Here is a 22,588-nt window from a genome sequence, read left to right as displayed (position 1 = left end):
TGACATCAAAACTCACTGACATTGATCTTGCTGAGCCATACGAAGCGACTCCCGGAACCGCCTCCAAATGACTCCCTCACAAAGTGACACAGCCACCTGGTGGACGATCCGCTGGACGTGCCGTGGTCGGTCGTCGAGCACTTGGCCGCGCAGTTGCAGATCGAGGACGCGTCGGTGGTGAAGCGGTACACCGAGCGGGCGAAGACGGCGTACGAGCACGCGTGGGAGATCCGGGACGCCTACGGCTACCGCCCGTTCGAGGACGCGGAGTGGGGGCGGAAGTTCCGTGCGTTCCTGCACGGGCGGGCGTGGACGGGCGCTGAGGGACCGGTGGCTCTGTTCAACCAGGCGGTGGGCTGGCTGCGGCGTCACCGGGTGCTGTTGCCGGGGGTGAGCGTGCTGGCCAAGCAGGTCGCATCCGTACGTCAGGTCGCAGAGAAGCGGCTGTACGCGACGATGGCGAGCGCCGCGCGGCGGGCCGACGCGTCGTTGTCGGAGGATCTGGTGGCGCTGCTCGGGGTGCCGGATGGGCGTCGGATCTCGGAGCTGGAGCGGCTGCGCCGGCCACCGACGCGGACGACGGGCGCGAGCCTGGCGAAGGCGTTGGAGCGGGTGGATGAGATCTCGGCGTTCCGTCTGGGCCGGGTGAAGCTGGACAAGGTGCCGCCGAACCGGCTGGCGACGCTGGCGCGGGTCGGCCTGGGATCGAAGGCACCGATCCTGGAGCGAATGCCGGAGCCGAAGCGCACCGCGCTGCTGACGTCGGTGGTGCGGCACCTGGAGGCATCCGCGATCGACGACGCCCTGGATCTGTTCTCGGTGCTGATGCAGGTGAAGCTGATCAGCGCCGCGCGGCGGGCGACGGACCGGGACTGGCTCGCGGCCCGGCCTCGCGTGGCGAAGGCGTCGCGGATGCTCGACGGGGTGTTCCAACTGTGGAGCGAGCAGTTGGACCTGGTCACCGAGAGCGGCGCCGACCTGGACGCGGGCGCGATGTGGCGGGCGCTGGAGATAGAGATCGGGTCGCGCGAGGAGGTGATGGCCGCCTCGGCACTGCTGGGGGAGCTGATCGGGCCCGCGGATGAGGAGGCCGAGGCGGAGATGCGGCGTCTGCTGGCCACTCGCTACAACACGGTCCGCCCCTTCCTGTCGCTGCTCGGGGAGTCGCCCGCGCTGGGGGCGGCCTCCGGTGGCAAGCGGATTCTGGAGGCGGTGAAGCGGCTCCCGGCGCTGGCAAGGCGGAAGGTGAAGGCCAAGCCGCTCCTGCCGCGTGAGATCGACGCCAAGTTGGTGCCGGCGGCGTGGAAGAAGGCGGTGTACTCCAACCCGGAGCTGCCCGAGGGGGCGGTGGACCGCGACGCGTACGTGGTGTGCGTGCTGGAGCAGCTGTTCCGCGCGCTGAATCGGCGCGACGTGTTCGCCTCGCCGTCGAACCGGTGGGCGGACCCGCGGGCGCGGCTGCTGGACGGCAAGCGGTGGGAGGCCGTCTCCGAGGACGTGCTGCACGGCCTGAGCCTGGAGGAGCCGGTCGAGGAACACCTGGCCGGGCGGGTGCGGGCCCTGGACGCGGCCTGGCAGCTGATGGCGGAGCGCCTGGAGGAGGCCGGGCAGGACGCGAAGCTCAGCTTCGAGGTCCAGCCCAACGGCCGGTTGAAGCTGAACGTCGGCCGGCTCGGCGCGCTCGGCGAGAGCGAGTCCCTGAAGTGGCTGCGCAAGACCACCGCGAAGATGCTCCCGAAGATCGACCTGCCGGACCTGCTGTTCGAGGTCGACTCCTGGACCGGATTCCTGGACGCCTTCGTGCACCTCGGGGACGGCCGTACCCGCATGGAGAACCTGAAGACGTCCCTGGTCGCGCTGCTGGTGAGCGAGGCGTGCAACATCGGCTACACCCCCGTCATCGACGCCGACGACGAGGCGCTCACCCGGGCCCGGCTGGTCCACGTCGACCAGTACTACCTGCGCGCCGACACCATCGCCGCGGCGAACGCGAAGCTGATCGAGGCCCAGGGGCAGGTCCCGATTGTGGAGCACTGGGGCGAGGGCCTGCTCGCGTCCGTCGACGGGCTGCGGTTCGTAGTGCCGAAGCGAACCATCAACGCCGGCCCGTCGCCGAAGTACTACCACTTCAAACGGGGCATCACCTGGCTGAATGCCGTAAATGACCAGGTGGCGGGCATCGGGCAGATGATTGTGCCCGGCACCCCTCGCGACTCCCTGCACATCCTGGACACCCTGCTGAACCTGGACGCCGGGGTGAAGCCGGACATGGTGGCCACCGACAACGCCTCCTACTCCGACATCGTGTTCGGCCTGTTCTCACTGCTCGGCTACAACTTCTCGCCCCGCTTCCGCGACCTGGCCGACCAGAGGTTCTGGCGGGCAGAGCTGCCCGGCGTGGACACCGGCGGGTACGGGCCACTGGAGCCGCTGGCCTGCAACAAGGTGAACCTGAACAAGGTGATCACGCACTGGCCGGACATGCTGCGGGTGGTCGGCTCCCTGGTCACCGGGCAGGTGCGGGCGTACGACCTGCTGCGGATGTTCGGCCGCGAGGGACGCCCCACCCCGCTGGGCACCGCGTTCGCCGAGTACGGGCGGATCGCCAAGACCCTGCACCTGCTGCGCGTGGTCGACCCGGTCGACGACACCTACCGGCGGCAGATGAACCGGCAGCTCACCGTGCAGGAGTCCCGCCACAAGCTCGCCCGCGACATCTGCCACGGCAAGCGCGGGCAGATCATGCAGGCGTACCGGACGGGACAGGAGGACCAGCTCGGCGCGCTCGGGCTGGTGCTGAATGCCGCCGTGCTGTGGACGACTCGCTATCTGGACGCCGCCGTCGAGGAGTTGCGGGCGCTGCCGGCCGAGGAGCGTGAGCACGACGTCCTGGACGAGGACGTCGCCCGCGTCTCCCCGCTCAAGCACGCGAACCTCAACGTGCTCGGCCGCTACAGCTTCCGCTCCTCCACCCCGGTCGACGGCGGTCTGCGCCCGCTGCGCGACCCGGGTGCGCCGGAGCTGGACGAGGACGACGACGGCGGGCAGGAGTGAGTATCAGGAGCCGACCAGGCCCGATCCGTGACCGGTGTTCAGGTATCGCTCCGGCGGCAGAACTTCGCCTGAAGTAGATCGGTGAAGATACCGATGGGGTCGTCCCAACCGCTGTTGCTCCAGTCGCCGTTGACGTTGGTGGTAACCATCTGTTCGCCATCGCGAGAGCCGTAGGCGTAGGACCACGATCCGAAGAGCGCACCCCCCATGCCCCAGACCGTTTCCCCGCAGGGCAGTCTCACTGAGGAAACGCCGAGGCCGTAGGCGGCGTTGGGAATCCAGTCGCGGGTGGGCACGGTGGTGAACATGTCGCGTTGTTGGTCCGGTGGCAGTATCTGGCCCCCAAGCAGGGCGCCGAAGAACCGGTTGAGGTCCCCGGCGGTGGAGATCATGCCGCCGGCTGCCCAGAACATGGATGAATCGAACTCGGTCGCGTCGTGGACCGGCGCGCCGAGGTCGGTCTGGAACAGCTTCGTGTAGTGCCGGGAGTGTGGCCCGTGGATCGTCGGGTCGCTGCCGTGCGGCAGGTACGTACCAGTCAGGCCGAATGGGCGGGAGATCCGCTCGGTGATCTCTTCGGCAAGCGGGCGGCCGGTGGCCCGTTCGATGATCATGCCTGCGAGGACGTAGTTGGTGTTGGAATAGGCCCAGCCCGAGCCCGGTGTGAAGGTGGGCGGATGGGACATGGCGATCTGCACCAGTGACTCGGGCGGGTGTGTCTCGTAACGGTTCAGTGCTTCCTGGTCATCCGTGTAGTTGAAGATCCCGCTGGTGTGGTTGAGCAGCATCCTGATGTTCGCTCTGGCACCGTCGTGGTGATGGCCATGGACCGCGCCGGGCAGCCACTGTTCCGCGGTGTCGTCCAGGCTCAGCCTGCCTTCCGCAGCCAGTTGCAGCACGACGGTGGCCACGAACGTCTTGCTGATGCTGCCGATGCGGAACCGGTCCTGCTGTGAACGCTTGCGGCCGGTTCGGGTGTCGGCCACTCCTGCGGTCCCGAACCACTGCCGGTCGCCGTCGCAAACCTCAGCGAGAATGCCGGGGAGGCCTCCTTGAGTCACGGCTTGCTGTAGTAAGTGCTGGACCGCCTCGTAGCCCTCGGCCCTTGAGGCCGGCGTGGACTCAGATGGCGCGCCCCCTGCTTTGGCCGGTTCGGCGCCCGGTCGGCCGTTGTCTGTATGAGCGGTGTGCTGGTGCATGTAGTCCTCCTTGTCGTGCGTGACCCATGGGTGACCGCCCGGCCCCTCTCCACGGCGTGATTCACTGGCTCACCGGCTCTAGCAGGGGCTTTAGCGCCCAGCGCAGCGTGCGATGCATCACGCACGCCTACCGGACCCACTGCACATCACGGCAAGGGGCACGGCCGCGGGGTGAACTGGCCGTGTCAGCTGATTCCGGTGGTCACTGATCCTGGCTGTTGAGCGTCTGCCGTACTCGGTCCGCCAGCCCGGCCTGATCGATACCGGCCAAGGCGAGAGCACGTGGCACGGTGCCGATTTGAGCCTGCAGGATCCCGAGCAGCAGATGCGCTGACCGCAGGTCCTTCTTGCGAGCGGAGGAGAAGCTCCGCTCCAGTGCGAGTCTGGCGGACGCACCCATCTTGGGCTGCTGGGAAGCGTGGCTCGGCCCGGGAAGGTCATAGGCGGCCGGAGACACTCCCACCATGCTCAGGCTGTGCTCGAATTCTCGATCCAGTGCTTCGCGGACAGCAGCGCGATCGAGCCCGACCGAGGCCAGGATCTGCTGAGCGGTAGACCCCTGATCGGCGGCGAGCGACAACAGAAGATGGTGCGCGTCGATCGTCGCCGACCCATCATTCTGAGCTTCGTCCATCGCCCGCACGATGACCGCATGCAGGTACTTGTCAAACGCGCTCATCGCCGCGCCTCCTCAGCTTGACTCCGGCGGCGATGAGCCGCTTGGCGTGCTTTTTGTGGACGGCTTGGCGGGTGACACCGAGCGCCTCGGAGACCTGCGGCCAGCTCCAGCCCGCCCGCATGGCCTGCTCGACAGCGGCGTCCTCCAGTTGATCGGCAAGGCGCCGCAACGCCACGACAGCCGCCAGGGCGTCAGCGGGCTCAGGGGGAAGGGAATTCTCGCCGACGGACATGCAAGCAACTGTAGTTGACTAACGAAGATAGTCAACCCGAGTTGCTAATGACTGGGGCGGAGTGCAGCGATCCCGTCGGAGGCTCGTGATCACGGGCCTCCCTGTCGGCAAACGAACGAATGAAGACAGGCGTGGCGGGCGTCCAATGAACCCAGGTTTTCCGGGGCCTGTCGGCGGCTCGGATCCAATGAGATCCGATGGCGGCTGATGACAGGGTTTGCTGACAGCTAGGGTCGAATGCGACCACGAGAACGGGGAGCGGCATGGCCAACCTGGTCTACAAGCGGGTGTCGACCGACCAGCAGTCGACCGACCGTCAGAACCTCGTCCTCGCCGAGGCCGGGATCGAGGACCCGGTTGTCTTCGAGGAGGACGCCGGCACTTCCAGCCGCCTCCACCCGCTTGAGCGACCGAAGTTCGGCGAGCTGCTCGTGTACGCGCGGCCGGGCGACACAGTGCACATCTCCGAGATGTTCCGCCTTGTGCGCGGCACCGGGCACATCCTTGACGTGCTCGACGTCTTCCACCGCGACCGCCTCGCCCTGCGCATCCACGACGGCGCGTTCTCCGCGATGGACCTCACCGCCCGCCACCCGCGCACCGGCGAGCTGCTGTCCACGGTGAAGTTCATGGTGCAGACCCTCGCCGCCGCCGGCGAACTCCAGCGCGACCTCCAGCGCGAGCTGACGTACGACGGGCTGCGGGCCGCCGAGGCCAAAGGCAACAAGGGCGGGCGCCGCCCGGCCGTCACGGCGGCGAAGGCCGCCGCCGTACGGGCCGCGTACCTGGGCGGCCAGTCCATCGCCGCCCTGGCCCGCGACCACCACGTCAGCCGCGGCGCCATCCGTACCGCCGTCGCCGACCTCCTGCCCGAGCACACCGGCGTCGACCTGGACACCCCAGCCCCGGAGCTGCCGGTCCTCCTCGACATGCCGGGCAAGGTCGCCGACTTCCTCCGCACGGCAGAACTGGAGCCCGCCGAGCGCGCCGTGCTCGACCAGGGGATGGCCGTACGACGCGGCCAGGGCTACACCCTGCGCGTCACTGCCATCCCGGCGGTACACCGCCAACTCCTCGACCGCTGCCAGCCGCTCGACAACGCCGCAGCGGTCCCGGCACAGCGCAAGGCCCGCCGTGAGTACGCGAACCGCGTCACCGCCCTCCCGGCTACAACGGGAGCATGATCAATCTCAGCGCCAACCACGGTTCGATTGATCCCCGGGGCCGTCGACGGCCTCCCGGACCCGGTCGCCGGGCAGCAGCTGCAGCCGGACCCGGTGGTCACCCTCGATCTGCCCGGCCTACTCGCCGACCACCTGCTCGCCGGCGGCGACGAGACCGTCCGCGCCGCGCTCGCCTCCGGCCGGACCATCCGCCGCGGCCAGGGCCACTCCCTCCGGATCACCGCACCGCTCGAACTCCACCGCACCGCGCTACAGCAGGCCGCCGCCCTCGCCGCCGACACCGCCAGCTCCGCCGAGCGCAAGGCTCACCGGGTCTACGCCACCCGCATCACGGCCGCGACCTGAGCATCAGGGGCTTACCGCTATCCACGCCCTGATTGATCCCCGAAGCCGTTTCCGCGGACACCGCCAGCACCGCCGCCCGGCGCCGGGTTTTGGCAGCCGTCATTCCCGCCCTGCGTGGGCCCGCGCAGGCGTCGGGGTGATGAGGGGTCGCCCAGGGCGCGGCAGTGGCCGGAACGAGGCGTTCCACTGGTCTTGTCCAGGGACGCGTTCGGCTGGCACCGCTGGTTTTGTTGACACGCTTGTTGATCTTCGAGGGCCGGGCGGGGGCGCGTTACGGGCGCGGGAGGGGATACGGAACTGTGCGCTGGCGCGCTCAGATTCGTTAATTAATCCGACTCATCCCGTTTCGCTGACCGCGTTTGATCGTTTTCTGTCGCATATGGTCAAGGGCTTTTGGGTGTGATCGCGTCGTTGTCGGCAGGCACCCATACCCACGACGCTACGTTCCGGCACCGAGGAAATGCGCAAGGTAGTACGGTCCTGCTCCCGGCACTTTCTGCCGGACGGCAAAGACCCCGGCACCGATGGTTGGTAGCCCGCGCGCCGGGGTCTTGTCGCTTCCAACGCCAGCCCGGAACACCGGGACACAGGAGGTCTCCGATGCCGCTTCGCCGACGCCGAACGCGTTTTCCCGCAACGGCAACTGCAATTGCGCGGAAAACGAGTCGCGAACGTATCATCCCGTCGCCGCGCCCGGCTCAAACCCCGGTGTGGCATGTCAAGGCTGTCACGCTCCGCGGCAGCCTGCCCATCGCCGTGCTCGGGCTTCCTCTGGCCGTGATCCCGCACGCTCAGTCCGCGCACGCGCTGCCCCTCGTTGCCCTTTTTCTGACGGCTGCTCACGGGTCCGTGCTGGCTCACCAGTGGATTTACCGCCACTGATCTGAACGCCGGTGGGGCGCGGGTCACCGCTCGCGCCCCACCGCCTCCCGCCGTCTCCGGCCGCCCGTGGCCGGACGCCCCGGTACAGATACCCGCCCAGCACCCCGAAAGAGGTCCCGTGTCCGCTCGTTCCCGCACCCAGACGGCGGAAGGTACTCCGCGTTCCGGCCGCTGCGTACCGTCGGCCGACGCCGCCCGCGCCAGCCGCTGCACCGAAGCCCTGCGCGACATCGCCGAGGACTGCACCGTGCACTCCGAGGCACTGATGCTCGGCACCTCCAGCGGCACCCTGTCCAACGCGGAAATCCTCCAGCGCCTTGTCGAGCTCCGGGAAGTGGTCGACGAGGCGATCGGAGTCGTCGTCGTCCGCCAGCGCTCCCAGGGCGCGCCGCTGGCCGATCTCGCGCCGATCGCCAAGCGCACCGAGGACCGGCTGCGCAAGAAGTACAACCCGGACACCATCGACCGTGCCCTGACCACCCGGCGCCGGCCCAAGCCGGTCGCCACCACCCACAACAGCGCGGCCGCCGCCAACATCCCGACCCTGCGCCAGCCCGGCCAGCGCCTGGCCAGCGCCCTCACCCTGATGCGCAACGGCTCCGGCCGCCGCCAGCGGGAACTCGCCGCGGAGATGGGCGTCGACGAGTCCTACGTCTCCCGCATGCTCTCCGGCCAGCGCGACCTGTCCTGGAAGTACGTCAGGATTATCTGCGAAGTGTGCGGGGTCGACCCGGAGTCGATGAAGCCGCTGTGGCACGCAGCCGCCGACGTGCAGCCCTCCGACGCCGAGGACCCGGTCGAGTACCTGCGCACCTATCTGCGGGGCCTGCACTACGCGGCCGGATCACCCGAGCCCGGCGTCGTCCTCGCCGCTCGGCACACCCTCCACGCCGAGGACGTCCACCGCGCGTTGCACGGCCCCGGAGTGCCCGACTGGTCGGTGATCGCCCGGCTCACCATCGCCCTGCAGAGCCTGCCCAACATCGCCCGGCCCCTGTGGCGCCGCGCCCAGAAGGCCGCCGAGAACGACCCCACCACCTTCAGCTGACCAGTCTGCCCACCACCCGGGGGGAAAGGACCATGAAACCCGCACCACCCGCTCCGTCCCTGCTCACCACCGCCTTCTACGCCTTCTACGACCTGCACCGCCCGGCCTACCACGCCTACGCCGCCGCCCGCCTCCCGAAGGAGGAAGCCCGGCTCAGCGTCACCCAGCTCTTCGACCTCATCGCCAGCAACTGGACCCGCATCATGACCGAGCAGCACCCCGCCGCCTGGGCCTGGAACGAGCACACCCGGGCCGTCGCCCGCCGCGCCGGCCACACTCCCAGCCCGGCCGAGGACACCGCACTCCTCCATGACGACCTCCGCCTGAGCATCGACCGCATCGCCACCATCACCGGCACCGACCCCGCCCGGGTCACCGCGCTCCTGGCCGCCGCCCGCCGCACCCGCCAGCCCGCCGGCCCCAGGACTCCACCCCGCCCGTCAGCGTCCCGCGCCGCCTGACAGGCTCAGGCCCGATGGCCGCCCCGCAGGATCCGGCCGCGCCGGGTACCTGCGGGGCTGCCGGTGAAGAGCAGGGCGAGGGGGCTGTCGTCAACGCCAGCGATGACCGCGCCCCCGGCAACGCGCCCGACCGAGCAGACAGGACGGCAGCGGGCACCGGCCGGGGCCGGCTGCGGGGTGGGTGGCGACGCGCCAGGACCGGTGCCGGGGGATGTGCTGCCAGTCGAGGAAGCCCTGGAGAGCGGTCGGGTTCCGGGGCTGTCGGGCGGGTGCCGGCGGGAGGCGGACGCCGATGCGTTCGAGGTTGACCGCGATGGCGGTCAGAACGTGCTGGACTTCGCTGCGGTAGCGGCACTGGCGCATTCAGGCACTCAGTCTCAGGCTGAGTTCCCCTCGTGTGATATCCACGGCGGGGGCGCCGGACAGCCGTCGGCCCTCCCGTGGGGAGGTCGGGAGGGACGGCGTGGCTCGCGCCAAGCGTCTTGGTGAGCCAGGTTGTCCTCTTGGATCGGGGACTACCGCTGGTGGAAGCATGGCACTGGTTCCAGCCATACAACAGGCGTGTGGCTGGATTCGACACACGTTTTAGCATGGGTACGGGTACGTACCCGTACCCTGTCGGTGTGGAGGGAGCCCGATGATGCCAGACGCCAATGTCCGCATTCCCGAGGAAGCCCGCGACCGGCTGGCTGCCATCGCGGCAGCGGAGGGAATGTCGCTGCGCGCCTACCTGGCCCGCCTGGCCGAAACGCTCCTCACCCCCGACGAGCGGGCCGCGCGGGCCGAGCAGGCCAGGGCCGCGCTGAAGGAGTGGAACGGCTACGCACTCACCCTCGCCGAGGAACAGGACCTCGACAGCGAGCTGGACCGGCGCCTGGCCCGGGCGGCCGCCCGGTGAGCGATGCCATGCACATCGTCCTGGACGACACCGCCATGGCCGCGGCCGGCCAGGGCAACGTTCTCGCTTCCCGTCTCATCCACCGCGCGCACGCCCAGGCCGGCTGGTACCTGTACGCCCCTGCGTGCGCGCTCGTCGAAGCCGACCGCGCCCGGCCCGGGACGGCGGAACACCTGGCCGCGCTGCCGGGCATCACCGTGCTCGACCTGGACCTCCCGGCCGCCCTGGCCGTGGCCCGGCACGACACCTGGGCGGCGGCACACTGCCAGTACGCGGCCCAGCCGACTCCGGACCGCCCCGACGGGGCGGTCATCGCCACCGCCGCCCCCGACCGGTGGACAGGCGAGCCGGTCCGCGTCCTCGACCTGACGCCCTGACTCCGAAGCCGGATCACCCGTCGGCGCCGAGGTGGGCACGGCGGCTACGGACAAGGCGATGCCATCGGGCGCGGACGGCGTCGGCCCCGTCGAGCCAGCGTGCGCGGGAGGGGCCGGGCAGGGGCAGGCCGCCCATGTAGTGGGCGATGTCGGCGTAGTAGGCGTAGTCGCCGGTTCGGGCGAGTTCGCGCAGGCGGTCGATGGCGGCACGGACCTTGTCCTGCTCGCCGAGGACGGCGTGGTGGAAGGCGAGCGCCAGTTCCAGGACGGCTTCGGCCGCGGTGATGCCGGCGTCGCGGGTCTCGGCCCGGAGGTCGCGGGCGGCTTCGGGGCCGCCCGGCGTGCCGGCGTCGCGGACGAGCGCGGCAATCCGCACGGTGAGGCTGGTGGCACGCAGGTCCAGGCCGGTGAGGAACTGCTCGGCGAGGTGGAGCTCGTCGTCCGCGACGGCGGGGTCGGTGAAGGCCGCTACGAGGGCACGCTGGGCTTGGCTGGTAGCGCGTTCCCCGGCGACGCCGTGCTGCTCGGCCTGGTCGCGGGCGGCGGCGTAGGCGGCGGCCGCGCGGTCCATGTCACCGTGGGGCCACAGGACGTCGCCTTCGACGCGGTGCTGGCGTCCGGCCCAGCCCAGGGTACGGGCGGTGTCGTACGCGGCGGGGAAGTCGCCGGCGAGACGGGCGAGGTGGGCCAGGCCGCGGTGGGCGGCGGGGGCGAGGCGGCCGCCTCCGCCGGCGACGAGCTGCATCCCGTGGCGGGAGGCGGTGGAGTCGCCGAGGTCGCGGTGGGCCTTGGCCAGGTAGTAGACGCCCATCTCGTGCAGGTCGGCGGGGAGCAAGTGGCTGCTGGTGACGGCGGCGAGGCGGGAGGCGGTGACGGAGCGGTGCTCGTGCTGGCGGCGGGCGAGGGCGGCGAGGAGTTCGACGAGGGCGTCGGCCGGCGTCTCCAGGCCGTCGCTGCCCGGCCGGGCGGGCGGGGCGATCGGCTCCCACACGGAGTCGCTGACGTAGGCCCAGGCGGCGTCGCCGAGCCAGCCCAGCTCGAGGCCGAAGTCCCTGGCCAGGGTGAGGCCCTGTCGCAGGCAGCCGACGAGCAGCATCCGTCCCTGGCCGGTGGTACCGGCGCCGGTCCACTGGGTGCCGAGGGCCGCCAGAGCACGCTCGGCGGCCTGCTGCCAGTCGCCATCCGTCCAGCGGTCGTCGGTGGCGTCGTCGGCGCTGCGGATGGTGGAGCGGATCAGACCGTGCAGGTGGTAGGGCCACAGCCCGAAGACGTTCTCGCGGACGAACGGCCGCTCGATCAGTCGTTGGACCGGTGCCTGGTGCGGCAGGCCGGCGGCGGCGGTGGCGAGGGTGAGGTCGAAGGCGTCCAGCAAGGACACCGACCTCAGGACGTGGCGTTCGTCGGGGGTGAGGTCGGACAGGGTGCGGGCGATCAGGGCGCCGAAGTCGTGGTCGAAGTCGGACGGGACCGGCTCGCGGGTGCGGCGGATCTCCAGGAAGCGGAGCACCGACAGGTCGAGGTAGAGGGGCAGGCCGTGGGACCGGCCGGTGATGACCTGGCGGATCTCGGTGCTGATGAGCGGCTGTCCGTCGCGGGAGAGCCGGCGGGCGAGGTAGTCGTCGCAGTCCTCGGGTGAGAAGTCCCCGACCAGCACTTGCCGCCCGCGCCCTCGTGCGGCGCCTGCTGCCCGTGCGGCCGGGATCGCGGAGGCGGGTGCGGTCAGGCCGGGCCAGGCGATCGGCCCGGTGTAGTCGAGCTGCCCCTGCAGGGCCGGGTCGGCCCACTGCAGGCGCGAGCGGCCGGTGACGATGAAGAAGGCGTTCGGCATGAGCCACACCACCCGCTGGATGAGGCGCTCCAGGTCGCGGTGGGTGCGGTCGCCGACGTCCTCGAAGGTGTCCAGCAGGATCACCGGCGTGACGCGCTTGTCGGCCGGGAGGTGGGCGAGCTCCCACGCCAGCAGGTGCGGGTAGAAGGACAGCGCCTCTACATCGGGCTCGGCCTCCAGCAGGTCGGCGAGCCGGGCGCAGCCGGCAAGCGCGCGTACGGTCTGCCTGCGCTCCCGCAGCGCCCGTACGAGGGAGCCGGTCACCTGGCCGACGGCGGTTCCGATGCTGCCGGGCAGAAGGAGGGCCTGGGCGACGTCGGCCATGGCGGACTGCATCTGCTGCGGCATGGCCTTGCCGAACCGGCCGACCAGTCCGCCGCGGCGCAGGTACTCCTCCAGACTCTCGCCCGGGTGCTGCGCCTCCCAGTACCGGCGCAGCGCCACGTCGAAGGCGGGCAGTGGGCGGCCGAGCGAGCTGAGGGCGGCCCGGATCGTCAGCACGAGCTGCTCGAAGTCGGTGCCGGCTGAGCGGGACAGGTCGATCCGGACGGGCAGGATCCGCGTCCTGGCCCAGGTGGGTTCGCCCCACTGCGCGGGCCGGTCGGTACTGGCCAGTGCGGCCTCCAGCTTGCGGGACAGCGTCGTCTTGCCGATGCCGCCGACCCCGTGGAACGCGAGCACGTTGTCACGCGGCGCCTCCAGGTCCTCCACGTCGAAGGCCGCATCGGCGGTGTGCCGCAGGTGCTCGCTGAGCGTGGCGGCGACGAGCTCCCATTGCATCTGGCGGTTGGTGAACGCTTCTCCGGCCTCCAGGCCGCGGTCGTTCGTGCTGAACAGCGCCCTGAGATCCCGACCTGCCACGTTCAACTCCCGATTCGATGATCACCTCGGGCCAACCTATGCCGGTGTGCGGCCCTTTGGGGAAGCATTCCCCGGACGCCGGAGAGGCGCGAAGGCATTCCGTACGCGGACGCGGCGCGTCGCGGCGGGGTGCCACCGGAATCGGCCAGGGAGACAATGACCGTTTCCCAGCAAGATCAACACGAAGGTGGTAGCCATGTCCGACAGCCCCGACTTCTCCGGTCTGGAGGGCGGCGTCGAGGCGCAGGCCGCGGACGCCGTGCGGGCGGTGGTGAGCTGGTACAACGATCAGCTCCTCGCCGAGCAGGGTTCCCCGGTGCCCGATGAGGAGCGGATCGAGGAGCTGCGGGCCGGCCGTCAGGCCGCGCTCGCCGACCAGCAGCAGCTTGTGACCGCCGACCCGGAGGAAGCGGCCCGGATCAAGGAGGTCTACGCGGCCCGGCTGAAGGACCTCGACGCGTCGTAGGCCGCTCCTTGGAACGGGACGGGCAGAGGCCACAGGGAGGGGTGCGGCCGGTCGATCCGGGCCGGCTGCATCCCGGGCGGCATCAGCGGGCGGGCGAGCGCGACCATCTCCTCCAGTTCGTCACGGTGCCGGGGGAGCGCTCGCCACAGACCGTGGTGGAGGCGGAAGAACGCGGCGGCCTCCTGCTCGGTGTACGGGCGTGCCCGTTCCGCCGCCAGGGCCCATGATGCCCTCCCGGCGCCGCCGGCCTCGTGACGCAGCAGGGCGCGGCTGTCCCGCCGGATCACCGTGATCGCGGCGATCGCCGGATGGCGCTCGGCGGCGGTGACGACACCGGTGAGCGCGTGGAAGCAGGTCCGGTGCCCCGACCGCGTGGTGAACCTGGGGGTGAGGCCGATCTGCAGGGACCGGGCGTAGCGCAGCGCGGTGGCCTGACGGCTGTCGGCCTCGCGGACGGCCAGGACCACGAGCTCGACCAGGTAGCCGCTGGCCGCGTACGGCAGGGCGCTGTCGAACAGCTCCTCGACGCTGCCCGGCGCGCCCTCGATCAGGACGTCACCGCGCCGCTCCCGCACGTACTGCTCGGCCTGGGTGAACCACGCCCGGTAGTCCGCCCGAATCGCCGCTCCGGCCCGGCGGGGGTCCTCGCGCAGCAGCCGCAGGTAGTCCGGGTGCTGGGCTTTGAAGTCGTCGCCGATCAGATGAGTCGTGCCCGGCCGCATCGCGCGCCGCACCATCCTCGCGGCCAGGAGCTTGCCCGCCCCGGGCTGCCCCAGCACATAGACGGCGCGAGGATCGGGCCGGGTGATGATGCCGCTCAGGTACGACGGGGCGATCAGCTCGTCGAAGACCCAGCGGTGCTCGTCGGCGGAGAGGCGGTGGTAGTCGACGCCGGGCGCTCGCCGTCGGGACTGGGCGATGCGCCGTACGGGCTCGGCGAACGCGGCCGCGCGCCGGACGTCCCGGTGCACGGCCAGGCGCTCGTCCTCGGGCAGATCACGGTGCACCCGCACCTCGGCTTGCGTGAGCGCGTGGTGGAAGACGGCCGTCTCCTTCGCGCTCCAGGGCCGGCGCTTCTCGTACACCACGGCCCTGTCCGCAGCGGCCCGGCGCCGCCACGCGCCGTCGTGCAGTTCGTTGTCGTACAGCACGGTGCCGTCGCGGCGGACCACGGTGATCCGGTCGGCCAGGTGCTCGGCCTCGATGACCGCCAGCGTCGTCGGCAGCTCCTCGACGCATGTGTCGAGGTTGTCCCAGGCCACATACCGTGGGCCGTCAGCGCCGGCCGCCCCGTCCAGGAGGCGGTCCAGGGTTCCAAGCTGGCTCCACGCCTCTGCGGTCGCGACCACGACGATCTCGATCCGGTGGCGGGAGCGCCGGTATGCCTTCGAGGAGGTGCGGAACTCGTCTGCGTCAGCGAGGGCGGATTCGACGACCGCGTCGAACCGCCGCGTGCGGACGTGCTTCTCGACTTCGGCCTGCCAGCGGCTGGTGTCCGGCCGCACCGCGGCACCGGCGGTGCGGATGTCGGCCGCCAACGCCGAGGCGTACGCGCGGTGCGCGTTCTTGTAGAGGTCGCGGCAGACCCGTACAGCGCCGCCGCGCCGCTTCAGTGCCGCTTCCACCAGGTCGGCGACCGCGGTCTTCCCGGCTCCGGGCTGGCCAGCGACGACTACGACGACCGGCCGCTCCTGCGGCACAGCCTCCCGGGTCCACAGCGGTAACCACTCAGCGAGGACTTGCTGGTGCTCCTCCTCGCTCAGCACCGACCGAGCGACGCTCTCCAACTAGCCCTCCTGACAGTGGTGTTGGCTGCTTCGGTGATCTACTGACGGCACGTTAGCATATTTTCGATAAGGTTAAATAAGCGAGCTAAATACAGGGATAAAGTCTGGTAGTCTTCGGGGTGGAGGTAGACAGATATGGCATCCGAGGAAGAACTGTTCGCGAACATCGACGCCTTGCTGGAGGAGGAGCCGCAGCTCCCGCCCCCGGCCGAGCGTGCCCGGCTCCGTGAGGCCGCCGGCATCACCCAGGTCCGCCTCGCGCAGGCCCTGAAGTCGTCCGTGCAGACGGTCAAGAACTACGAGAATGGCCGCTCCGAGCCGAAGTCGCCGCGCCTGGAGGCCTACCAGCGGCTGCTCAAGGGGTGGGCGGCGAAGTACCCCGCGCACGCCACCCCTGCCACGCCCGCCCCGGCCCCGGCCGTCGCGCCACAGCCGGAGGTGCCCGAGACGTTCACCGGCCCGGCCGCCCCCGAACAGACCGCCGCGCCGGTTCAGGCTCCGGCCGTCCAGGCCGTGCCCGAGCGTCCCGCCCGTCCGGCCGCGCGCCCGGTGACGTCGTCCCGGCGCCCGGCGGCGAAGAAGGCCGCCGCGTTCGCTGTCGACCCGCGCTTCCCCCACGGCCCGCTCGCCGTCCTCGACGGCGACGGCTCCGCATACGGCACGGGCGGGCTGGTGCTCGACTGCCCGGCCACCACCGTGGTGGAGCTGGTGGAGTGGACGCTGCGCGAGTCCGGCCTCGGCGCGCCGAAGCTGCACCGTCACGGCAAGGACTCCGATCCGCTGATCGTGCTGACCGCCGCGGCCGCCGCGAAACTCGGGCTGCCGGAGCACCTGGAGGACCGGCGCGGCCTGCGCCTGCCGGAGGACCACCCGGTCGTCAAGCAGATCCTCAAGGCGAAGTGGCAGCTCACGCAGCGCGGGTTCGGCCCGTGGGCGCGGATCTACCGCAAAGCCTCCGGGAACCAGCGCCAGTGCGTGCAGCTCGCGGTCCTGCCCTGGGACGCCCTCGATGAGAGGTCCTGGCCCGGCGTCAGCGACATGGAGCCGGCCGACATCGCCCGCGTCCTCGGGATCTACGCCCAGCGGGTCATCACCCCGCGCGGCAACCCGGCGGTCAACGGCCTGGAGCTGATGACCGCGCTGCGCCCGCCGACCCGCCCGGTGCGCGATGAGGAGACCGGCAACTGGGTGTCCGGCCACCACCCGGGCTCGCTGGGCACGCAGCCGATGGACCCGGCCCCGCCGGAGGGCCAGCCCGAACACCCTGCTGTCTTCCACTCCGGCTGGAAGGGCGGCTTCCTCCGTGAGGAGGCGTACACGTGGGTGCGGCCGGTGGAACTGCTCACCGATGAGGAGTGCCAGCTGCCGTACGCGGTCGGCCTGGACCTCAACACCGCGTTCCTCGCGGCCGCCGCCCGGCTCACGGTCGGCCTGTCGGAGCCGGTGCACTTCGTAGGCCCGGAGTTCAACCCGAAGATCCCCGGCTCGTGGCTGGTCGACCTGTCCCATGTGGAGCTGGACCCGCGCCTGCCTTCGCCGTTCACGCCGACCGGTGAGCGTCCGACGGGCCCGGCCTGGTACCAGACGCACACCGTTGCCTACGCCCAGGAGCTCGGCTACAACGTGGAGCCGATCGAGGCGTACCTGCGCAAGGAGACCGGCGCGTACCTGGACCCGTGGCATGACCGGCTCAAGGCCGCCTACGTCGACACCCTCGCCGACATGGGCGTCACCAAGGACCTGTCCGACACGGAGTTCCTGGCGGCGATGGCCCGGCACAAGGACGTCGACCCGGTGCTGACGGCCGTGCTGGCCGCGATCAAGGCGACGGTGAAGGGCGGCATCGGCAAGCTGTTCGAGAACCCGCAGGGCAAGAACCACAAGGACGGCGACCCGTGGCCAGCCATGATGCGCCCGACGTGGCGCCCGGACATCCGCGCCGCCGTCATCAGCAAGGCCCGGGTCAACATGCACCGCAAGCTGTTCAAGATGGCGGAGATGACGGGCCTGTACCCGCTCGCCGTGCTGTCCGACTGCGTCGTCTACCCCTCGCCGGGGGAGAGTCCGCTGAGCTTCCTGCCGTACGCCGCCTCGGGCAAGCCGCAGCCGGGCGGCTTCCGTCTCGGGCCCACGCCGGGCCTGGCGAAGCTGGAGGGCGTTCAGTCGATGCTGTGGGCGGTCGACGTGTTGGAGAAGGGCTTCAACCCGGCCCGCCTCATCAAGGGCGGCGACGCCGTCCTGGACGAAGGCCAGTGAGGCTGTGACCACCGGCACCGGTAGGTCTCCCGCTCGGGGCGGATCCGCCCCAAGCTCCGCGTCGTCGATGAAGGCCGGCGCGGAGCTTGGGGCGGACGCTGGACCGCCTGGAGGCGCGCATGGAGGCCCTGCAGTTCTCCCTGCGCACCCGCCGGGCCTCGCCGCAGTCCGAGCTGTGGCGGCACGACCTGCGCGAGACACGCGAGGCCTGGTTCCGGCTCGTCGACCCCGACGGCCAGGACCCCGCACCCGAAGGGAACTGAAGCCGTGACCGGAGAGATCGAAGACGCCATCGAGCGGGCCGACCGCGAGGCGTTCACCAAGGACCCGCCCAAGACGTTGAAGGGCCAGATCGGCTACCTGCTCAAGCAACTGGGCAGCGCGAAGGCCGTCGCCCAGGAGCTCGGAGTCACCGCCGACTCCGTCAACCGCTACCGGCGCGGCGCCCGCAAGCACGCCCGCGCCGACGTCGCCGCGAAGATCGATGACGCAGTACGGGCACGCTGGCAGCCGCTGGTACGCAAGCGCCGGCAGCGCCAGGCCGCCACCACGGGCGGAGTCACGGTGGAGACCCGCGCCCGGTTCGGCTACACGTCGTCCGCCGGATCGACCGACGACGGCCGGTTCCGGCGGCTCACCGTGCACCTCCCCCCGGCCTACGCGCAGCGCCTGTTCGACGCCCGCGAGGCGGGGGCCAGCGACCAGCAGATGCGCGGAATCATCGCCGAAGGGTTTAAAGAAGTGTATTTCCAGGACGGAGGAGGCCGCGCTATGGAACTCTCGGACGTGGAAATCAACGACATTGATTACCTGGATCTGGACTACTGAAATAGGAGTCTCCACGTGACCGCTGAATTCACGTCCGTGAGCCGAAGCACGGTAGTTGTCACATAGGCAGTCTTGTTGTCACCTGCGCGGTGCGGCGCCGGAAGGTCTCAACTCTTGACGGCCTCTGCGATCTGCTGGGCGGCCTGGGCGGGGGTGAGGTGCGTGGTGTCGACGACCTCGGCCTCGGCGTGCAGCCACGTGCGGGCCGCCTCGGCGTAGGGCTCGAGGTATTGGAGACCGCCACCGCCCTGGGCACCGCCCTCGCCCCCGCCGCGCCGCGCCGCGGCTGACGCTACGCTCGCGGGCAAGGGCGGCGATCGAGCGGCCTTCAAGTAGGCGATACGCACGTCGTCGGTCTTGTCGGCTGGCACAGCCGGGCGGCGTCCGCCCTTGCTGCCCTTGGCCTCGGCGGCCCGCAGTCCGTCGTACGTCAGCTCCCGCTGGAGGTCGCGCTGGAGTTCGCCGGCGGCGGCGAGGGTCTGCACCATGACGGCCTCGGGGAACGTCGGCACAGTGGTTGGCGCTGAGAACGATCATGGCCAGCTAGCAGCACCTGCACCGGTGGCTCCATCTTGCTGCTCACCCTCCGACCGTACCCGGCGCGCCAGCACCCCGGAGAGCAGGCCGTACGGGGCGCTGGCGCGCCGGGCGTGCAAAGGGGTGGGGTGGGGGCGCGTTGAGGTGACGGGGTCCCTCATGCGGGTGAGGAGGGGCGTGGCCGCAGCCCCGGGCGGGCAGCACCACGGCAACCGGGATTGCCCGCGGCGGTTATCGACCCGCCGTGGGAGCCCAGGCGTCATGGGCCGGGCCGCCGGTGCGGTCGGCCCCGAGAGATGGAAGGAAGTGCCTCATGCGTCGAGTGCTGACCACGCTGGCCCTGATCGCGGCCACCGCCCTCGCCTCCACCGCCGGTCTCATCACCGCCGCCCCCGCCGCCCACGCGGCGATTCAGGACTGCATTAATGCGGCGCAGCACTTCGGTACACCGCTAGGGACAGCCGTGTCCGCCTGCCAGGATGGCCGCCTAGGTGACTTCCGTGCCTGTCAGCAGGCGCTCAACCCCTACATGGGCGAGCAGTTCGCCTCTGAGGCGTGCCGCCTAGCCGCCAGGCCTTATTAGGGGCTGCCCCGTGCAACGGCTCATCGCCGCACGGTGCCGAGTACGGCGTGCAAACGCCTGGCGACTCGCTCCGTTGCCCGCGGAGCGGGAGGCGGCGCCCCGCCGCTCGGGCGTACAGCGGCCCACGCCCTCGCTGGATAGCGGTACCGGCGGGGTCCCAGTGGAGCTCACCGCCCGATCGCGGCGGCGTTGTCCCGGTCAGCCGGAGGCCTGGCTGGAGGGTGCAACTCCCGTCGCAGGGTGAACCTCCGTCCACGCACGAGGCCATGGTCCGGGCCAGCTGCAGGGGCCGCCGCACCAGCAGGTCGTGCTCGGGCGGGTCCGTCCAGTCCTTCCACGCGGCCCGGGGGCGGGCCGCATCTGCTGCGGCAGCGGTCAGGCGCCGGGTCATGAGCGTGATGAACGCCCAGTTCAGATGGGCTTCGGCGTGTTGGGGAAGTCGCTCATAGTCCCGTGCGTTGCGGCGGGCGTTCATGATCCAGCCGAGGGAGCGCCGCCGGCAGATCGTCGACGCGATCCGCTACCTCGTCGCGCCGGCCCCGCTCACCCACCACCCTCGCGCGAGCCCGCCCGGCGCAGACAGAGCGCGAGCCGGGTGCACCGGAAGCACCACCCAGAGGCCTCAACGCCCGTGCGAAACAAGGGGGTTGAAGGTTCAGGCCAGGCGTTCGCCTACGGCGTTTCCGCAACACCAAAACGCGACGCCCGCCGCTGCCGACAGGCCCGTACCCGGCACCGACTGGAGCAGTACACCGCCGGCCTCGCCCGCTCCACCCCCACCGTCCACGACCACCCGTACACCGGACACTCCACCTGCTCGCCCCGCTGTATCGCGGCCACCCGCGACCGTGTCCGCCGCATCCTCCGCCACTGCCGTGACCTGCACCGACTTGAGCAGAACACTGCGGCCGCCGCCATCATCACCGGCAACGGATCACCGCACTCCCGGCAATACCGCCGGACCGTCCCGCCAGCCCCCACACCGCAGATCATCCAGCTGCCAACGCCTCACGGCCAGAGTTCAAATACAACTACTCACTGGCTCGGCGTGCACGAAGCCGTGGTGCCGGACGCCGTGGTCCCCGATCCCGAGGTCGCCTGGCATGGCTGGCTGACCGAGCCGGAGCTGCGGTCGGCCCTGCTGGAGTGGCGCTTCACCCCCGACAGCCACGAAGCCTTCAGTCGGTATTTGGCGTTCCGGACCGCGCGGTCCTGACCTTGCCCATCACGCTCAGGCTCAGCGTCTGTCGATCGCTTTGGTCAGGTGCTCGGCGTGGTCTTCGAGCAGTGGCTTGAGGGCGCCGTAGTAGGGCTGGTGGTCTGCTTTGTGGAGCCAGTGGAAGACGTTGTGCCGCTCCCGCGTCCAGACAGCGCGTAGTGCTGGGTCGGGTGCGATGTGTGGTGGGCAGGGGGCGAAGTCGGGCTCGCCTTCGGTGGCGCGGGTCCAGATGTAGGCGCTGACGGCCAGGCGTCTGCGGTCGTCGCTGATGGGTTTTCGGTGGCTTGTGAGGACCGGGAGCTGGGCGAGGATGTGCTGCCAGCTCTCGGGTTCCAGGGTCCAGGTGGCGAGGGCCTCGCGTCGGTGTTGGTAGTCGATGGTGGGGCCGGCGAGGAGTTCGGCAGTGATGGCGTCGAGGGCGTGCTCGAAGTCGCGGGCCGTGCCGCTGGTGCGGAGGTGGCGATTCAGTAACTGTGTGTAGCCGTTCCGCTTGCCCTGGGGGTTGATCCCGAGGAACTGAGTGGCTTCGTCGAGGCTGCCGCCGCGTGCGCGCCGGACGAGGAAGACCGAAGCACTGCGTCGGCGCATCTTGGGGGCGATGGCGGAGAGGAAGCCGAGGTGATGGTCGGCGAGGGCTTGGGGCAGGAACGCGGGGATGTGTTCAGGTCGCAGGCCGGCACCGGTCGAAGGGAGGCGGAGCCCGCCTTTGCCGGTGCGCCGGAAGGTGGGAACGATCGTGTCAGCGGCGTCCTGGAAGCGCTCGGAGCAGGCGCTGCGCTGCTTCTTGAAGGTTCTGTCCCAGATCAGGTGCCGTGTGGGCGGGATTCCGCTGCGGTTCCGGTTCTCCTCGGGGGCGAGCGAGGAGAGTGCTTCGCGCAGGTCGTTCGCGGCCAGGAGGCGGTCGGTGACCTGGAGGAGGCCGGCGCAGACGAACGCGTCGACGGGCGCCCCGGTGGATCGGTAGAGACGGGAGTCGGTTCCTTCTTGGATGGCGAGGTGCTGGGCGACGGCCTCGGTGAGTTGGCGGGTGGTGCCGACCGGCTGGATGCGCGGCCAGCAGATCATGACCAGGCCGGTGAGCAGGATGAGCTCGGTGAAGTACTGCTGTGCTGGCTGTTTCGGACCGCCCGGCCGGAGTAGGTGAAGAATCTTGTGCTGGAGCCCGAGCAGGCCCGGCCCGGGTCGGTGATGGTGCAGTGGGTCGTGGGCAAGCGGTGCTCCACAGGGGTCGTCGTGTCGGCCGGTCCTGGTGTCGCGAACCGTGGAAGTCCGGCAGTGGGCGGGGTGGACTCCGGGGGCAGCGGGACGGGGAAACAACTGGGCCCTGTTGCTGAAGTTGACCGGCTTTTGGCAGCGAGGGCAGAGGTGTTCCAGAAAGACCTCATGGCGCGGGCAGGCGAAGACGACCGGAAGGCGCCAGAGGATCTGCCAGGGCCCGCCGTGGGCGTTCTGGATGTCGGAGCCGTCGCCGGCGAGGCAGCGAGGGCAGTAGCGGGCGGTGGTGGGGAACAGCCATCGGTCCGCGTGCATGGAGTAGACGTTGCCGGCCCGGACGTTGGCGACGCCGCGGGCCGCCGGCGGATAGCGGGAGGCGAGAGGTTCCAGCGTCATCGCGCGGACCTCGCGGGGGTTCAGGCGGGTGGTGACGGCGAAGTTCTTGATCTCGGCCGGTGTCAGCCGCGTCGAGAGTGACGCGCGGGCGCGACCGAGCCGGTCCTGTGCGGTCAGGCCGGTCAGCCGGGCGAGCTCGTGGGGCGAGATGTGTAGGCGGTGGGCCAGACGGAGGGCGAAACCGGCCAAGGACTCGCCCTCCAGGGGGTCGAGGCTGAGTCCGAAGGGCCGCCGCCCGGAGCCCGTGGTCATG

The 22,588-nt window shown here is 70.6% G+C and carries 19 protein-coding genes and 2 pseudogenes; 13 read left to right on the top strand and 8 right to left on the bottom strand.

Annotated features, from left to right (window positions below; translation table 11 throughout):
* Positions 1 to 96: 96 nt before the first annotated feature.
* Positions 97 to 3,054 (top strand): annotated as a pseudogene (locus ACIQR3_RS37305) (Tn3 family transposase); the annotation flags it as partial.
* 38 nt (positions 3,055 to 3,092) lie between these two features.
* Here ACIQR3_RS37305 and ACIQR3_RS37300 read toward each other — a convergent pair.
* The 3 genes from ACIQR3_RS37300 to ACIQR3_RS37290 form a co-directional block, all read right to left on the bottom strand.
* Positions 3,093 to 4,253, bottom strand: a complete 1,161-nt coding sequence (locus ACIQR3_RS37300) for a serine hydrolase domain-containing protein (RefSeq protein ID WP_403545902.1) — start codon at positions 4,251 to 4,253, stop codon at positions 3,093 to 3,095.
* A 202-nt stretch (positions 4,254 to 4,455) separates the two neighbouring features.
* Positions 4,456 to 4,932 (bottom strand): Clp protease N-terminal domain-containing protein, encoded by a 477-nt coding sequence (locus ACIQR3_RS37295; RefSeq protein WP_403545900.1) that lies wholly within the window; start codon positions 4,930 to 4,932, stop codon positions 4,456 to 4,458.
* Positions 4,919 to 5,164, bottom strand: a complete 246-nt coding sequence (locus ACIQR3_RS37290; RefSeq protein WP_064456845.1) for a hypothetical protein — start codon at positions 5,162 to 5,164, stop codon at positions 4,919 to 4,921. The genes ACIQR3_RS37295 and ACIQR3_RS37290 overlap by 14 nt, the downstream gene beginning before the upstream one ends.
* Positions 5,165 to 5,427: 263 nt before the next feature.
* Between ACIQR3_RS37290 and ACIQR3_RS37285 the strand changes: the two genes are divergently transcribed.
* From ACIQR3_RS37285 to ACIQR3_RS37260, 6 genes are all read left to right on the top strand, one after another.
* The gene (locus ACIQR3_RS37285) at positions 5,428 to 6,348 is read left to right on the top strand and encodes a recombinase family protein (RefSeq protein ID WP_403545897.1); all 921 of its coding nucleotides are present in this window, start codon (positions 5,428 to 5,430) and stop codon (positions 6,346 to 6,348) included.
* A 27-nt stretch (positions 6,349 to 6,375) separates the two neighbouring features.
* On the top strand, positions 6,376 to 6,693 hold the full coding sequence (locus tag ACIQR3_RS37280) for a hypothetical protein (protein WP_403545895.1): 318 nt from the start codon (positions 6,376 to 6,378) through the stop codon (positions 6,691 to 6,693).
* 1,000 nt (positions 6,694 to 7,693) lie between these two features.
* Positions 7,694 to 8,623: a helix-turn-helix domain-containing protein gene (locus ACIQR3_RS37275; RefSeq protein WP_403545893.1), complete on the top strand. Its 930-nt coding sequence runs from the start codon at positions 7,694 to 7,696 to the stop codon at positions 8,621 to 8,623.
* Positions 8,624 to 8,655: 32 nt separating this feature from the next.
* Complete coding sequence (locus tag ACIQR3_RS37270) at positions 8,656 to 9,084, top strand: hypothetical protein (protein ID WP_403545891.1); 429 nt, start codon at positions 8,656 to 8,658, stop codon at positions 9,082 to 9,084.
* 640 nt (positions 9,085 to 9,724) lie between these two features.
* Entirely contained in the window at positions 9,725 to 9,982 is a 258-nt protein-coding gene (locus tag ACIQR3_RS37265; protein WP_215164968.1) for a hypothetical protein, read from the top strand.
* Positions 9,983 to 9,990: 8 nt separating this feature from the next.
* Entirely contained in the window at positions 9,991 to 10,359 is a 369-nt protein-coding gene (locus tag ACIQR3_RS37260; protein WP_403545904.1) for a hypothetical protein, read from the top strand.
* A gap of 13 nt (positions 10,360 to 10,372) precedes the next feature.
* On the opposite strand, the gene ACIQR3_RS37255 is transcribed toward ACIQR3_RS37260, so the two are convergent.
* The gene (locus ACIQR3_RS37255; RefSeq protein WP_403545889.1) at positions 10,373 to 13,048 is read right to left on the bottom strand and encodes an ATP/GTP-binding protein; all 2,676 of its coding nucleotides are present in this window, start codon (positions 13,046 to 13,048) and stop codon (positions 10,373 to 10,375) included.
* Between the two features lie 196 nt (positions 13,049 to 13,244).
* On the opposite strand from ACIQR3_RS37255, the gene ACIQR3_RS37250 reads away from it, so the two are divergent.
* Positions 13,245 to 13,514, top strand: coding sequence for a hypothetical protein (locus ACIQR3_RS37250; protein ID WP_403545888.1), 270 nt, complete (start codon positions 13,245 to 13,247; stop codon positions 13,512 to 13,514).
* Here the strand turns inward: ACIQR3_RS37250 and ACIQR3_RS37245 are convergent.
* Complete coding sequence (locus ACIQR3_RS37245; protein WP_403545886.1) at positions 13,478 to 15,301, bottom strand: zeta toxin family protein; 1,824 nt, start codon at positions 15,299 to 15,301, stop codon at positions 13,478 to 13,480. The two genes, ACIQR3_RS37250 and ACIQR3_RS37245, sit on opposite strands and share 37 nt — an antisense overlap.
* A gap of 135 nt (positions 15,302 to 15,436) precedes the next feature.
* On the opposite strand from ACIQR3_RS37245, the gene tap reads away from it, so the two are divergent.
* From tap to tpg, 3 genes are all read left to right on the top strand, one after another.
* A complete protein-coding gene (gene tap, locus ACIQR3_RS37240) occupies positions 15,437 to 17,557 on the top strand; it encodes a telomere-associated protein Tap (protein WP_403545884.1) in 2,121 nt (706 codons plus the stop codon).
* Between the two features lie 119 nt (positions 17,558 to 17,676).
* Positions 17,677 to 17,820 carry a hypothetical protein gene (locus ACIQR3_RS37235; RefSeq protein WP_403545882.1) on the top strand — a complete coding sequence of 48 codons (144 nt, stop codon included), beginning with the start codon at positions 17,677 to 17,679 and terminating at the stop codon, positions 17,818 to 17,820.
* Positions 17,821 to 17,824: 4 nt separating this feature from the next.
* Positions 17,825 to 18,385 carry a telomere-protecting terminal protein Tpg gene (gene tpg / locus ACIQR3_RS37230; RefSeq protein WP_403545880.1) on the top strand — a complete coding sequence of 187 codons (561 nt, stop codon included), beginning with the start codon at positions 17,825 to 17,827 and terminating at the stop codon, positions 18,383 to 18,385.
* Positions 18,386 to 18,492: 107 nt separating this feature from the next.
* Here tpg and ACIQR3_RS37225 read toward each other — a convergent pair whose 3' ends face one another.
* Positions 18,493 to 18,897, bottom strand: coding sequence for a hypothetical protein (locus ACIQR3_RS37225; protein WP_403545878.1), 405 nt, complete (start codon positions 18,895 to 18,897; stop codon positions 18,493 to 18,495).
* Between the two features lie 338 nt (positions 18,898 to 19,235).
* On the opposite strand from ACIQR3_RS37225, the gene ACIQR3_RS37220 reads away from it, so the two are divergent.
* Positions 19,236 to 19,505 carry a hypothetical protein gene (locus ACIQR3_RS37220; protein WP_403545876.1) on the top strand — a complete coding sequence of 90 codons (270 nt, stop codon included), beginning with the start codon at positions 19,236 to 19,238 and terminating at the stop codon, positions 19,503 to 19,505.
* A 373-nt stretch (positions 19,506 to 19,878) separates the two neighbouring features.
* Here ACIQR3_RS37220 and ACIQR3_RS37215 read toward each other — a convergent pair.
* Positions 19,879 to 19,998 (bottom strand): annotated as a pseudogene (locus ACIQR3_RS37215) (IS5/IS1182 family transposase); the annotation flags it as partial.
* A 555-nt stretch (positions 19,999 to 20,553) separates the two neighbouring features.
* On the opposite strand from ACIQR3_RS37215, the gene ACIQR3_RS37210 reads away from it, so the two are divergent.
* Positions 20,554 to 20,721: a hypothetical protein gene (locus tag ACIQR3_RS37210; protein WP_403545874.1), complete on the top strand. Its 168-nt coding sequence runs from the start codon at positions 20,554 to 20,556 to the stop codon at positions 20,719 to 20,721.
* A gap of 21 nt (positions 20,722 to 20,742) precedes the next feature.
* Here the strand turns inward: ACIQR3_RS37210 and ACIQR3_RS37205 are convergent, their stop codons facing one another.
* Entirely contained in the window at positions 20,743 to 22,587 is a 1,845-nt protein-coding gene (locus ACIQR3_RS37205) for a TniQ family protein (protein WP_403545872.1), read from the bottom strand.
* Between the last annotated feature and the right edge of the window lies 1 nt (position 22,588).

Origin of the sequence: Streptomyces sp. NPDC090994 (assembly GCF_044768905.1) — a bacterium.
GTDB lineage: Bacteria > Actinomycetota > Actinomycetes > Streptomycetales > Streptomycetaceae > Streptomyces.
This window is presented reverse-complemented; position numbering and strand designations above follow the sequence as displayed.

Coding starts and splice junctions, on each gene's coding strand:
- ACIQR3_RS37300 (WP_403545902.1), bottom strand. CDS start 4,253: ATGCACCAGCACACCGCTCATACAGACAACGGCCGACCGGGCGCCGAA.
- ACIQR3_RS37295 (WP_403545900.1), bottom strand. CDS start 4,932: ATGAGCGCGTTTGACAAGTACCTGCATGCGGTCATCGTGCGGGCGATG.
- ACIQR3_RS37290 (WP_064456845.1), bottom strand. CDS start 5,164: ATGTCCGTCGGCGAGAATTCCCTTCCCCCTGAGCCCGCTGACGCCCTG.
- ACIQR3_RS37285 (WP_403545897.1), top strand. CDS start 5,428: ATGGCCAACCTGGTCTACAAGCGGGTGTCGACCGACCAGCAGTCGACC.
- ACIQR3_RS37270 (WP_403545891.1), top strand. CDS start 8,656: ATGAAACCCGCACCACCCGCTCCGTCCCTGCTCACCACCGCCTTCTAC.
- ACIQR3_RS37265 (WP_215164968.1), top strand. CDS start 9,725: ATGCCAGACGCCAATGTCCGCATTCCCGAGGAAGCCCGCGACCGGCTG.
- ACIQR3_RS37260 (WP_403545904.1), top strand. CDS start 9,991: ATGCACATCGTCCTGGACGACACCGCCATGGCCGCGGCCGGCCAGGGC.
- ACIQR3_RS37250 (WP_403545888.1), top strand. CDS start 13,245: ATGTCCGACAGCCCCGACTTCTCCGGTCTGGAGGGCGGCGTCGAGGCG.
- tap (WP_403545884.1), top strand. CDS start 15,437: ATGGCATCCGAGGAAGAACTGTTCGCGAACATCGACGCCTTGCTGGAG.
- ACIQR3_RS37235 (WP_403545882.1), top strand. CDS start 17,677: ATGGAGGCCCTGCAGTTCTCCCTGCGCACCCGCCGGGCCTCGCCGCAG.
- ACIQR3_RS37220 (WP_403545876.1), top strand. CDS start 19,236: ATGCGTCGAGTGCTGACCACGCTGGCCCTGATCGCGGCCACCGCCCTC.
- ACIQR3_RS37205 (WP_403545872.1), bottom strand. CDS start 22,587: ATGACCACGGGCTCCGGGCGGCGGCCCTTCGGACTCAGCCTCGACCCC.